This is a genomic window from Vibrio sp. JZG10 (genome assembly GCF_054064075.1).
Genome location: NZ_JBSUGE010000016.1, coordinates 122,131 through 134,057, shown reverse-complemented (window position 1 = coordinate 134,057; position 11,927 = coordinate 122,131). Strand labels below are relative to the sequence as shown.

Genomic DNA, 11,927 nt, shown 5'->3' with positions numbered 1-11,927 from the left:
CTATGGTCTCGTTCATACTTTGCTTGTACTGCTGGCGGTGCGACTATTGAAACATTAAAAGCTTATGTGGAAAGTCAGTCCACCCCAGATTAAGACGCTATCGCGTCTTACGCCTTATATCCCCGCCCTCATCGGGCGAGGGTTTACGGCGAAATTGCTAAAGCGCGACAACGCCCGAGTGTAGGAGTGTGTTTCCGTTCTCGCTTATATTTATTCAGGGATACACAAAAAGCAGGAGGGGTAAATAAAAAGCGGCGCCTTAGCACCGCTTTGGGTATGGATACTTAATTTTTAGGTTAAGGGCGCTGTGGTGGCGCTGCGCTTCCGCGAATGACGAGGTTAGTTTCAAGTAGGCGCGAGCCTGAATGCACGTCGTGTCCTTTTAACATCTCAAGCATCATTAGCATCGCTTGTCGACCAATCTCATAGCGAGGCTGAGAGATAGTGGTCAACGGTGGATCGCAGTACTGAGCGAAGTTAATGTCATCAAAGCCCACAACGGAGAGATCTTGCGGTACTCGTAAGCCAAGATTTTTCGCTTCTTGAATTGCGCCGATGGCCATTGTGTCACAGTGACAGAAAATAGCCGTTGGTGGCTCAGGCAATTCGAGCAGTTTACGAACGGCTTTTGCTCCGCCATCAAAAGAGAACTCAGTAATGACACTATATTGAGGATCTTTATTGATGCCTGCGCGGCGCAAGGCTTGTTGATAACCTTGCTGGCGGAACTGACACAATATTGCCGTATCTGGCCCCGAGATTTGCGCGATGCGTTTATGACCTAGTTGGGTTAGGTAATTCACCGCTTCAAATGCTGAGGTCAGGTTGTCAATATGTACTGTCGGAAGTTCTAACTCTGGCGCAAATTCACACGCCATTACCATCGGAGGTAAGTTCTTTTGTTCTGGCTTACTGACATCGAACGGTAGATCTGTGCCAAGCAGTAGCATTCCATCCGCCTGCTTAGTAAATACGAGGTTAACGAAAGAACTTTCGCGTTTCTTCTGTTGTCCGCTATCGCCCAGCAGGACTAGATAGCCATGTTCCATGGCAGCATCTTCAATGCCGCGAATAATTTCAGAAAAATAAGGATCACAGATGTCGGGAACGATAGTGACAATGGTTTTTGATTCGTTTCTACGTAAGTTACGCGCTAATGAGTTTGGAGAATAACCCGCTTCAAGTACGGCATCTTCTACTCTTTTTCTCGTTGAAGAAGAGACCTTCTCTGGGTTCATTAATGCTCGAGATACCGTAGCCGTAGACACTCCCGCAAGCTGGGCAACATCCTTCATTGTCGCCATAGTTTTTAACCTCTCGTTTATTTTTTGCCAAGATGACGTTATTCCGGTTTGAAATCATAGTAATCACGCTGAGTTAGAGCAGCGTTTGCTCTTCGCTCAGTTCGTGTTAACAAGTGGAAAAATGGATTCTTCACTGCGACATCAATTTGTGGGAATAGTCATTGTTTTAATCTAAGCCTGTGCGAACAAGTCACTTTAGACTTTTCTAATTTGGATAGTCTATTCATTTCTAAAGTGAAAGTTACGGTCTGTTTAACAAAAATTGCAATCCTGTCGTGATGCTCGTCACATTAAATGGTAATTCATTACATAGTTAAACGTTTGCTAGCTGAGATCTTGTGGCTCTATGTCTAAATTCCAGCGAACTTTCTTGGCATTTGGCAACAACTCAATAGCAGGTTTGGCACTGGTTAATAACTTTTGCATCAATGAACGATGCTGGGTTTGAAGTAACAGCTGCCAGCGGTATTTACCAGCCCGCTTGGCCAAAGGTGAAGGAGTGGGGCCTAACACCATGCAGGAATCATCGAACAGAGGGTGTGATTCTAACGTAAAGCGAACCTGACGCAGGAAGTCTTCAACTACCTCACTTTGGTTTGCTTCTGCTTTAAACAGAGTCAAGAAACTATAAGGCGGAAGCTGAGCCAGTTTGCGTTCTTCCAGAGCTGTCATAGCAAAGTGACGATAGTCTTTTTGAAGTAGGGCTTGCAGCAAGCTGTGCTCAGGATGGTGAGTTTGCAGGATCACTTCGCCAGGTTTACTTGCTCGGCCAGCACGACCTGCGACCTGAATAAACAGCTGAGCTAATCGCTCCGAAGCGCGAAAATCACTACTATACAAAGAGCCATCAACATCCAAAAGAGCTACGAGCGTTACATTTGGAAAGTGGTGCCCCTTAGCCAGCATTTGAGTGCCTATCAGTATTTGGTATTCACCTTTACGAATCGACTCAAGGGCATCTCCCAAGCTACCTTTGCGACGTGTGCTATCTCTGTCGATGCGAATGGCTTTGTATTCTGGAAACAACTGAGCCAATTGTTGTTCGAGCTGTTCCGTTCCTACGCCGACGGTAACCAGTTGAGTTGAACCACATCCCTGACACTGATGAATGACAGGTTGTTGTGAGCCGCAGTGATGGCAGCGTATTTCGTTGCTGTAATGGTGGAACGTATAGTACGCATCACAGCGTTTACATTCTGCAATCCAACCACATTCATGGCACATCAAAGCGGGCGAGAAACCTCGGCGGTTAAGAAACAACATAACCTGATTGCCTACTTTTAAGTGTTTGCGAATTTCGGCAATCAGTTGGGCGGATAAGCCACTTTCTAAATACTGACCTTTTACATCTAACACTTTATTGGTGGTTGGCACGGCAGAGCCAGCTCGTTGGGTGAGTGTTAAATGGTGATATTTACCAGACAGTGCATTATGTAGGGTTTCTAACGCTGGCGTCGCTGAGCCAAGGACAATCGGCACTTGCTCTTTATGGGCGCGCATGACAGCAACATCACGAGCGTGGTAACGCAAGCTGTCTTGTTGCTTATAAGAGGAGTCATGCTCTTCATCAACGATAATAATCCCCAAATCAGCAAAAGGTGTCAGTAGGGCTGAGCGCGTACCAATGATGATCCCCGCGGCTTTATCGCGAGCCGATAACCAGGCGTTCAAACGCTCTGTTTCATTCAAACCGGAATGAATCACATCTACTGGGACATTAAATCGATGTTTAAAGCGGTTGATGGTTTGGGGCGTTAGACCGATCTCAGGTACTAAAACTAATGCTTGTTTCCCTTGCTCTAGAACGGGCTTGATAAGGTTTAAGTAAACTTCGGTTTTACCGGATCCCGTGACCCCTTCTAATAAATAGCAAGCAAAGCCCGTTTGGCTATTTACGCTGGCAATCGCGAGTGCTTGTTCATGGTTAAGCTTTGGTTTCTCTACCGCACACTCTACATTTTGACTCCATTTCGTAATGGTCGGCTTTTTCTCGATGCGCTCGACCCAACCTTTTTCTTCGAGATTTTTTAAGATGGTTGAGTTTACTTCTTGATCCAAGAGCTCTTGATGCGAGATTGGGCCGTTGATCATCATTTGGAGTGCACGCTGTTGTTTTATCGCACGTCCAAGCCCTTGCATGAGCTTATTTCTTCCTGCTTCTGTCAGTTGCCATTCTTGTAGCGTTGCAAAGTCGGCCGGTTTGCCTTTCCTCAGCGCGGCAGGCATTGCATTGTGTAGAGTGTCACCTAGAGGGTACTGATAGAACTGGCTGCACCAATTTAGCAGAGAATAAAGCGTCTCTGGCCATATCGGTTGGGAGTCTAATACCGCTTTGATTGGCTTAAGTTGATCTTTAGGAAAGTCGGAGTCGTTCACCATTGCGGTGACGATGCCGACTAAGGTTTGGCGTCCAAAAGGTACGGAAACGCGTCCACCAATGATCGGAAACAGGTGCCCCGGAATGGCGTAATCAAATTGTTTGTCGAGCGGAACGGGTAATGCCACTCTAGCAATGGTTGGACGCATAAATTCTTAGCTATTAAAAAGAGGGAAAGGAAATGAGAGTCTATTAAAATCGGTATGGAAATTCGAGTAAAGCTATGTGATTCAGCGTGAATCGTGCCTCTATGATTAGTCTGGCTAAAAAAGTGGCGAAAAAGTTGCCAAATGTGTTGATCCGAGCAATGTGATTCTTTACTATATCGCGCCTTGAGATATGGCTTCGGCAATTAGTTGATGCGGTATCCCATTTTATTATTAATTGCGTGTGGTGTGCGGCTTAGATTCGTATAGCGACACGGCCTACTATTGAGGTTATCCCATGAAAGCTGGTATCCACCCAGAATACAAAGCAGTAAAAGCGACTTGTTCTTGCGGCAACTCTTTTGAGTTCAACTCTACTCTAGGTAAAGAATCTATCCACCTAGACGTATGTGACAAGTGTCACCCATTCTACACTGGTAAGCAACGTATCGTTGATACAGGCGGCCGTGTTGATCGCTTCAACAAGCGTTTCGGTGCACTATCAAGCGGTAAGAAATAATAGCAGCCGCTATTACGATTACAGTTTAGAAAAGGACGCTGAAGCGTCCTTTTTGTTTAATGGCTACCAAGCGAAGAGGGATGTATAGGGTTTGGAATATTCCCGATTATTTTTCACTCAGCGCTTGCAACCTAAAGTGTGATCTGTATAATGCAGCGCACTGGTTAAGCCAGTTGTGAACCAATGAGCAGTGAGGAGCGAGCAAATCTAAGGATTTGTGAGGTAATGTATACTCAGCTTATGTTCGCGGTTAATACAATTAGCTATCTTTTCTTCGGAAAAACTATCCTCAAAGGTGACTTTGGCATATAGGGATAGTTAATCGAAAATTAACTGACAATGCGTCCTAATCTTGGATGCTACGGTTTCACATAAATCAATCGGCATTCTCTCGTCTTGACGAGTTTGAGTGGCGATATTGTTTGTGTAATTTATTAAATTTGGAGCTCTGTCTCATGCAGAACCAACGTATCCGTATCCGCCTAAAAGCTTTCGATTACAAACTAATCGATGCTTCTACAGCGGAAATCGTTGAAACAGCTAAGCGCACTGGCGCACAGGTTCGTGGTCCAATCCCACTGCCAACTCGTAAAGAGCGTTTCACAGTTCTTATCTCTCCACACGTTAACAAGAAAGCACGTGACCAGTACGAAATCCGTACTCACAAGCGTCTAATCGACATCGTTGAGCCAACAGAGAAGACTGTTGATGCTCTAATGCGTCTAGACCTTGCTGCGGGCGTTGACGTTCAAATTAGCCTAGGTTAAGGGAGATTAGAAGTATGATTGGTCTAATCGGTCGTAAAGTGGGCATGACCCGCGTATTTACTGAAGAAGGCGTTTCTATCCCAGTAACTGTTGTTGAGGTTGAAGCTAACCGTGTTTCTCAAGTGAAAACTCTTGAAACTGACGGCTACGCAGCAATCCAGGTTACAGCTGGTTCTAAGAAAGCTAACCGCGTAAACAAAGCTGAAGCAGGTCACTTTGCTAAAGCTGGCGTTGAAGCTGGTCGTGGTCTTTGGGAATTCCGTTTAGAAAACGGCGAAGAGTTCGAAGTTGGTTCAGAACTAACTGTTGAACTATTCAACGAAACTAAGAAAGTAGACGTTACTGGTACATCTAAGGGTAAAGGTTTCCAAGGCGCTGTTAAGCGTTGGAACTTCCGTACTCAAGATATGACTCACGGTAACTCATTGTCTCACCGTGCTCCTGGTTCTATCGGTCAATGTCAGACTCCAGGTCGCGTATTTAAAGGCAAGAAAATGGCAGGTCACATGGGTGCTGAGCGTGTAACGACTCAAAACCTAGAGATCGTACGTGTTGACGCTGAGCGCAACCTGCTTCTTATTAAAGGTGCAGTCCCAGGCGCAACTGGCGGCAACGTGATCGTTAAACCAGCTGTTAAAGCATAACGTCTCAGGAGTAAGTAATGGAACTAATGGTTAAAGGTGCCGATGCACTAACTGTTTCCGAAACTACTTTCGGACGTGAGTTTAACGAAGCTCTTGTACACCAAGTAGTTGTTGCGTACGCAGCAGGTGCTCGTCAAGGTACTCGTGCTCAAAAAACACGTTCAGAAGTTTCTGGCGGTGGCGCTAAGCCATGGCGTCAAAAAGGTACTGGCCGTGCGCGTGCTGGTACAATCCGTAGCCCAATCTGGCGTACAGGTGGTGTTACTTTTGCTGCGAAACCACAAGATCACAGCCAAAAAGTAAACAAAAAAATGTACCGTGGTGCTATGAAGAGCATTCTTTCTGAGCTTGTTCGTCAAGAGCGTCTAATCGTTGTTGATAACTTCTCAGTTGAAGCACCAAAGACTAAAGAGCTAGTTGCTAAGCTTAAAGAGCTTGAGCTAACTGACGCTCTAATCGTGACTAGCGAAGTAGATGAGAATCTATTCCTAGCTGCTCGTAACCTATACAAAGTTGACGCACGTGATGTTGCTGGTATCGATCCAGTATCTCTAATCGCGTTTGACAAAGTTGTAATGACTGCAGAAGCAGTTAAGCAAGTAGAGGAAATGCTAGCATGATCACTGAAGAGCGTATCCTAAAAGTTCTACGTGCACCGCACATCTCTGAAAAAGCAACTATGGCAGCTGAGAAAGCGAACACTATCGTTTTCAAAGTAGCTAAAGATGCGACTAAAAAAGAGATCAAAGCAGCTGTAGAAAAGCTATTTGAAGTTGAAGTTAAGTCTGTAAATACTCTTATCACTAAGGGTAAGACCAAACGTCAAGGTCTACGCCAAGGTCGCCGCAGCGACGTTAAGAAAGCGTACGTTACTTTGAAAGAAGGTCAAGATCTTGACTTCGTTGGCGGCGCGGAATAACAGGAGTAGTTAAAAATGGCTATTGTTAAATGTAAGCCGACTTCCCCTGGTCGTCGTCACGTTGTTAAAGTTGTTAACGCTGACCTACACAAGGGCAAGCCATACGCACCTCTTCTAGAGAAAAACTCTAAGAACGGTGGTCGTAACAACAAGGGTCGTATCACAGTACGTCACATCGGCGGTGGTCACAAGCACCACTACCGTGTAGTTGACTTCAAACGTACTAAAGATGGTATTCCAGCGACAGTTGAGCGTCTTGAATACGATCCAAACCGTAGCGCAAACATTGCTCTAGTTCTTTACAAAGACGGTGAGCGTCGCTACATCCTAGCACCTAAAGGTGTTGTAGCTGGTGATGTTATTCAGTCTGGTGTTGATGCACCAATCAAAGCTGGTAACACTCTACCAATGCGTAATATCCCAGTAGGTTCAACAGTACATAACGTTGAACTTAAGCCTGGTAAAGGTGGTCAGCTAGCTCGTTCGGCTGGTGCTTACGCTCAAATCGTTGCTCGCGACGGTGCGTACGTAACTATCCGTCTACGTTCTGGCGAGATGCGCAAAGTTCTTTCTGAAGGCCGTGCAACAATCGGTGAAGTTGGTAACTCTGAGCACATGCTACGTGAACTTGGTAAAGCAGGTGCATCACGTCATCGCGGTATCCGTCCAACGGTTCGTGGTGTTGTAATGAACCCGATTGACCACCCACACGGTGGTGGTGAAGGCCGTACTTCTGGTGGTCGTCACCCAGTATCTCCTTGGGGTATGCCTACTAAAGGCTTCAAGACTCGTAAGAACAAACGCACTGACAAGTACATCGTACGTCGTCGTAACAAGTAATCTATATAAAGAGGAATCGCCATGCCACGTTCTCTCAAGAAAGGTCCTTTTATTGACCTACACTTGCTGAAGAAGGTAGAGAAAGCGGTGGAAAGCGGAGACAAAAAGCCTATTAAGACTTGGTCCCGTCGTTCAATGATCATCCCTACGATGATCGGTTTGACCATCGCTGTCCATAATGGTCGTCAGCACGTACCAGTATTTGTAACTGATGAAATGATCGGTCACAAACTGGGTGAATTCGCACCAACACGTACTTACCGCGGTCACGCTGCGGATAAGAAAGCTAAGAAGCGCTAAGGAGTAAATAATGGAAGCAATTGCTAAACATAACTTTGCTCGCATTTCGCCTCAGAAAGCTCGCTTAGTTGCGGATCTAATCCGTGGTAAATCTGTTGACCAAGCTCTAGAAATCCTAACGTTCAGCAACAAAAAAGCTGCTGCACTAGTTAAGAAAGTTCTAGAGTCTGCTATCGCTAACGCGGAGCACAACGAAGGTGCAGATATTGACGATCTGAATGTCGCAAAAATCTTTGTAGATGAAGGCCCAACCATGAAGCGTATTATGCCTCGTGCTAAAGGTCGTGCGGATCGTATCTTGAAGCGTTCAAGCCACATCACTGTTGTTGTAGCAGATCGCTAGAGACTAGGAGAGTAAGCAATGGGTCAAAAAGTACATCCAAATGGTATTCGTCTAGGCATCGTTAAGCCTTGGAATGCTACATGGTTTGCTAACACCAAAGATTTCGCTGACAACCTAGACGGCGACTTCAAGGTACGTCAGTTCCTTACAAGTGAACTGAAAAAAGCGTCTCTATCACGTATCGTTATCGAGCGTCCTGCTAAGAGCATCCGTGTGACTATTCACACTGCTCGTCCAGGCGTTGTTATCGGTAAGAAAGGTGAAGACGTTGAGAAGCTACGCGCAGCTGTAGCTAAAATTGCAGGTGTACCAGCGCAAATTAACATCGCTGAAGTACGTAAGCCTGAACTAGATGCGCAACTTGTTGGTGACAGCATCGCGTCTCAGCTAGAGCGTCGTGTTATGTTCCGTCGTGCTATGAAGCGCGCAGTACAAAACGCAATGCGCCTAGGCGCTAAAGGTATCAAAGTGGAAGTAAGCGGTCGTCTAGGCGGCGCTGAAATCGCACGTTCAGAGTGGTACCGTGAAGGCCGTGTGCCTCTACACACTCTACGTGCTGACATTGATTACGCAACTTCTTCGGCTCACACTCAATACGGTGTGATCGGCATTAAAACTTGGATCTTCAAAGGTGAAATCCTAGGTGGTATGCCAGCAGCTAACGCTGTAGAGCCTAAAGGCGACAAGCCTAAGAAGCAGCGTAAAGGCCGTAAGTAAGGAGTCGACAGATGCTACAACCTAAACGTACTAAGTTCCGTAAGGTTCAGACTGGTCGTAACCGTGGTCTAGCTAAAGGTACTGATGTAAGCTTCGGCGAATTCGGTCTTAAAGCTGTTGGCCGTGGTCGTCTAACTGCTCGTCAAATCGAAGCGGCACGTCGTGCAATGACACGTCACGTTAAGCGTCAAGGTAAAATCTGGATCCGTGTGTTCCCAGACAAACCAATCACAGAAAAACCACTTGAAGTTCGTCAAGGTAAGGGTAAAGGTAACGTTGAGTACTGGGTAGCCCAAATCCAACCTGGTAAGGTTATGTACGAAATGGGTGGTGTACCTGAAGAATTGGCACGTGAAGCGTTCCGTCTTGCGGCACGTAAACTGCCTTTCAAAACTACATTTGTAACTAAGCAGGTGATGTGATGAAAGCACAAGATCTACGCGAGAAAAGCGTTGAAGAGCTTAACGCTGAGCTAATGAATTTGCTACGTGAACAGTTCAACTTGCGCATGCAAGCTGCGACTGGTCAACTACAGCAAACTCATGCTCTGAAAGCTGTACGCCGTGATATCGCACGTGTGAAAACTGTTTTGACTGAGAAGGCAGGCGCATAATGAGCGAAGTAAAACGTACTCAACAAGGTCGTGTTGTTAGCGATAAGATGGACAAGTCTATCACTGTTGCTATCGAGCGTTTCGTAAAACACCCAATCTACGGTAAATACGTAAAACGTACGACTAAAGTACACGCACATGACGAGAACAACGAGTGTGGCCTAGGCGACACAGTTGAAATCGCAGAGTGTCGTCCACTGTCTAAGACTAAGTCTTGGACTTTGGTAAAAGTTCTAGAAAAGGCGAAGATTTAATCTCGTTAATTCTATGAAACTAAAGCGGCTCCAAAATATTTTTGGAGCCGTTTATTTTTTGACTACCCAATCACAAAAAAGGGTGGTACAATTCGCGTCCCTTTTAAAGAGGCAGCCCGACCCGTGATGGGTCTAGTTATTAATATTTAGCGGAGCACTAACATGATCCAAATGCAAAGTATGCTGGACGCAGCTGATAACTCAGGCGCACGCAGCGTAATGTGTATTAAGGTTCTGGGTGGCTCTCACCGCCGTTATGCACATATCGGTGACGTCATCAAAGTTACTGTGAAGGAAGCAATCCCTCGCGGTAAAGTTAAAAAAGGTGATGTTCTGAAGGCGGTGGTAGTGCGCACCCGTAAAGGCGTACGTCGTCCTGACGGTTCTGTCATTCGCTTCGACCGAAATGCTTGCGTATTGCTAAACGACAATACTGAGCAACCAATCGGTACACGTATCTTTGGTCCTGTGACACGCGAACTTCGTGGCGATAAGTTCATGAAGATCGTTTCACTGGCTCCAGAAGTTCTGTAAGGAGCACGTAGAAATGGCAGCTAAAATCCGTCGTAATGACGAAGTAATCGTTCTTGCTGGTAAAGACAAAGGCAAGAAAGGTAAAGTAACTAAGGTTCTAGCAACTGGTAAAGTTATCGTTGAAGGTATCAACCTAGTTAAGAAGCATCAGAAACCTGTTCCAGCTATGGGTATCCAAGGCGGTATCGTAGAGCAAGAAGCAGCAATCGACGTTTCTAACGTGGCAATTTTCAACGCAGCTACTGGTAAAGCTGACCGTATCGGTTTCCGTTTTGAAGACGGCAAAAAAGTTCGTTTCTTCAAGTCTAACGGCGAAACCGTTTCTAACTAATAGAAGTAATTTGGAGTTCTACTATGGCGAAACTGCATGATTACTACAAGTCGTCTGTAGTCGCTGAACTGACCAAACAGTTCGGTTACACAAGCGTCATGCAAGTCCCTAGAATCGAGAAAATCACCCTAAACATGGGTGTTGGTGAAGCAATCAACGATAAGAAACTGCTAGAAAATGCAGCGTCTGATATGGCAACGATCTCTGGTCAAAAGCCACTTATCACAAAAGCGCGCAAATCTGTTGCAGGTTTCAAAATCCGTGAAGGCTACCCTATCGGTTGTAAAGTAACCTTGCGTGGCGAACGTATGTGGGATTTTCTTGAGCGTTTAATTAACATCGCTCTTCCACGTGTACGTGACTTCCGTGGTGTTAGCGCTAAGTCTTTTGACGGTCGCGGTAACTACAGCATGGGCGTTCGCGAGCAAATCATCTTCCCGGAAATCGACTTTGATAAAGTTGATCGAGTACGCGGTCTAGACATCACTATTACGACGTCTGCTGGTACTGATGAGGAAGGCCGTGCTCTGCTGGCTGCCTTTAACTTCCCATTCCGTAAGTAAGGTGAAGGGTTACTGTTATGGCTAAAAATTCAATGAAAGCGCGTGAAGCAAAACGTGCGAAGCTAGTAGCTAAGTTCGCTGAAAAGCGTGCAGCGCTAAAAGCTATCATCAGCGATGTAAACGCATCTGAAGAAGATCGTTGGAACGCGGTTCTTACACTGCAATCTCTTCCACGTGATTCAAGTGCATCACGTCAGCGCAACCGTTGCAACCAAACTGGTCGTCCACACGGTTACCTACGTAAGTTCGGTCTAAGCCGTATTAAGGTTCGTGAAGCTTGCATGAAAGGCGAGATTCCGGGTCTTCGTAAGGCTAGCTGGTAATTGCCACTTAATCATTTGGAGTAAATCATATGAGCATGCAAGATCCGATTTCGGATATGCTGACCCGCGTTCGTAACGGTCAGGCAGCAAACAAAGTTGCTGTAAAAATGCCTTCTTCAAAGCTTAAAGTTGCAATTGCTGCACTACTAAAAGCTGAAGGTTACATCGTTGACTTCGCTGTTGAAGGCGAAGCAAAACCTGAGCTAGAAGTTACACTTAAGTACTTCCAAGCTAAACCAGTAATCGAGCAACTTAAACGTGTTTCTCGTCCAGGTCTACGTGTTTACAAGAAGAAAGATGAACTTCCTTCTGTAATGGGTGGTCTTGGTATTGCTATCGTTTCTACTTCCAAGGGTCTTATGTCAGACCGCGCTGCACGTAAAGCAGGTCTTGGTGGTGAAATCATCGCTTACGTAGCTTAATAAGGAGTAG

The 11,927-nt window shown here is 45.7% G+C and carries 20 protein-coding genes; 18 read left to right on the top strand and 2 right to left on the bottom strand.

Annotated features, from left to right (window positions below):
• Positions 1-93, top strand: a 93-nt coding sequence (locus ACWYVB_RS18050) for a transposase (protein WP_318079992.1), incomplete at its 5' end; no start/stop codon positions are given.
• Between the two features lie 203 nt (positions 94-296).
• Here the strand turns inward: ACWYVB_RS18050 and cytR are convergent.
• Together cytR and priA are read right to left on the bottom strand one after the other, a co-directional pair.
• Positions 297-1,325 carry a DNA-binding transcriptional regulator CytR gene (cytR, locus tag ACWYVB_RS18045; RefSeq protein ID WP_257739454.1) on the bottom strand — a complete coding sequence of 343 codons (1,029 nt, stop codon included), beginning with the start codon at positions 1,323-1,325 and terminating at the stop codon, positions 297-299.
• 303 nt (positions 1,326-1,628) lie between these two features.
• Positions 1,629-3,830 carry a primosomal protein N' gene (gene priA, locus ACWYVB_RS18040; protein WP_005392382.1) on the bottom strand — a complete coding sequence of 734 codons (2,202 nt, stop codon included), beginning with the start codon at positions 3,828-3,830 and terminating at the stop codon, positions 1,629-1,631.
• A gap of 295 nt (positions 3,831-4,125) precedes the next feature.
• On the opposite strand from priA, the gene rpmE reads away from it, so the two are divergent.
• The 17 genes from rpmE (at position 4,126) to rpsH (ending at position 11,917) form a co-directional block, all read left to right on the top strand.
• On the top strand, positions 4,126-4,347 hold the full coding sequence (gene rpmE / locus ACWYVB_RS18035; protein WP_005379546.1) for a 50S ribosomal protein L31: 222 nt from the start codon (positions 4,126-4,128) through the stop codon (positions 4,345-4,347).
• 455 nt (positions 4,348-4,802) lie between these two features.
• Positions 4,803-5,114, top strand: a complete 312-nt coding sequence (gene rpsJ, locus ACWYVB_RS18030; protein ID WP_005392381.1) for a 30S ribosomal protein S10 — start codon at positions 4,803-4,805, stop codon at positions 5,112-5,114.
• 14 nt (positions 5,115-5,128) lie between these two features.
• Positions 5,129-5,758: a 50S ribosomal protein L3 gene (gene rplC / locus ACWYVB_RS18025; RefSeq protein WP_005379555.1), complete on the top strand. Its 630-nt coding sequence runs from the start codon at positions 5,129-5,131 to the stop codon at positions 5,756-5,758.
• Between the two features lie 17 nt (positions 5,759-5,775).
• Positions 5,776-6,378, top strand: coding sequence for a 50S ribosomal protein L4 (rplD, locus tag ACWYVB_RS18020; RefSeq protein WP_005379556.1), 603 nt, complete (start codon positions 5,776-5,778; stop codon positions 6,376-6,378).
• The gene (rplW, locus tag ACWYVB_RS18015; protein ID WP_004398471.1) at positions 6,375-6,677 is read left to right on the top strand and encodes a 50S ribosomal protein L23; all 303 of its coding nucleotides are present in this window, start codon (positions 6,375-6,377) and stop codon (positions 6,675-6,677) included. Before rplD ends, rplW begins: the two co-directional genes overlap by 4 nt.
• A gap of 15 nt (positions 6,678-6,692) precedes the next feature.
• Positions 6,693-7,517: a 50S ribosomal protein L2 gene (rplB, locus tag ACWYVB_RS18010; RefSeq protein ID WP_005383168.1), complete on the top strand. Its 825-nt coding sequence runs from the start codon at positions 6,693-6,695 to the stop codon at positions 7,515-7,517.
• A gap of 21 nt (positions 7,518-7,538) precedes the next feature.
• The gene (gene rpsS, locus ACWYVB_RS18005; RefSeq protein ID WP_004394525.1) at positions 7,539-7,817 is read left to right on the top strand and encodes a 30S ribosomal protein S19; all 279 of its coding nucleotides are present in this window, start codon (positions 7,539-7,541) and stop codon (positions 7,815-7,817) included.
• Positions 7,818-7,827: 10 nt separating this feature from the next.
• Entirely contained in the window at positions 7,828-8,160 is a 333-nt protein-coding gene (gene rplV / locus ACWYVB_RS18000; protein ID WP_005383164.1) for a 50S ribosomal protein L22, read from the top strand.
• An 18-nt stretch (positions 8,161-8,178) separates the two neighbouring features.
• A complete protein-coding gene (gene rpsC / locus ACWYVB_RS17995; protein ID WP_005383161.1) occupies positions 8,179-8,877 on the top strand; it encodes a 30S ribosomal protein S3 in 699 nt (232 codons plus the stop codon).
• Positions 8,878-8,888: 11 nt separating this feature from the next.
• Positions 8,889-9,299, top strand: coding sequence for a 50S ribosomal protein L16 (gene rplP, locus ACWYVB_RS17990; protein WP_005379577.1), 411 nt, complete (start codon positions 8,889-8,891; stop codon positions 9,297-9,299).
• Positions 9,299-9,490, top strand: a complete 192-nt coding sequence (gene rpmC, locus ACWYVB_RS17985) for a 50S ribosomal protein L29 (protein ID WP_005392379.1) — start codon at positions 9,299-9,301, stop codon at positions 9,488-9,490. The genes rplP and rpmC overlap by 1 nt, the downstream gene beginning before the upstream one ends.
• Positions 9,490-9,744 carry a 30S ribosomal protein S17 gene (rpsQ, locus tag ACWYVB_RS17980; protein ID WP_005379575.1) on the top strand — a complete coding sequence of 85 codons (255 nt, stop codon included), beginning with the start codon at positions 9,490-9,492 and terminating at the stop codon, positions 9,742-9,744. The genes rpmC and rpsQ overlap by 1 nt, the downstream gene beginning before the upstream one ends.
• A 162-nt stretch (positions 9,745-9,906) precedes the next feature.
• Positions 9,907-10,278 (top strand): 50S ribosomal protein L14, encoded by a 372-nt coding sequence (gene rplN, locus ACWYVB_RS17975; RefSeq protein WP_004410450.1) that lies wholly within the window; start codon positions 9,907-9,909, stop codon positions 10,276-10,278.
• A gap of 13 nt (positions 10,279-10,291) precedes the next feature.
• Positions 10,292-10,609 (top strand): 50S ribosomal protein L24, encoded by a 318-nt coding sequence (rplX, locus tag ACWYVB_RS17970; protein WP_005379574.1) that lies wholly within the window; start codon positions 10,292-10,294, stop codon positions 10,607-10,609.
• A 23-nt stretch (positions 10,610-10,632) separates the two neighbouring features.
• Positions 10,633-11,172 carry a 50S ribosomal protein L5 gene (gene rplE / locus ACWYVB_RS17965; RefSeq protein WP_005379573.1) on the top strand — a complete coding sequence of 180 codons (540 nt, stop codon included), beginning with the start codon at positions 10,633-10,635 and terminating at the stop codon, positions 11,170-11,172.
• Positions 11,173-11,189: 17 nt separating this feature from the next.
• Positions 11,190-11,495, top strand: coding sequence for a 30S ribosomal protein S14 (rpsN, locus tag ACWYVB_RS17960; protein ID WP_004410442.1), 306 nt, complete (start codon positions 11,190-11,192; stop codon positions 11,493-11,495).
• 29 nt (positions 11,496-11,524) lie between these two features.
• Entirely contained in the window at positions 11,525-11,917 is a 393-nt protein-coding gene (gene rpsH / locus ACWYVB_RS17955; protein WP_005379572.1) for a 30S ribosomal protein S8, read from the top strand.
• The last annotated feature ends 10 nt before the right edge of the window (positions 11,918-11,927 follow it).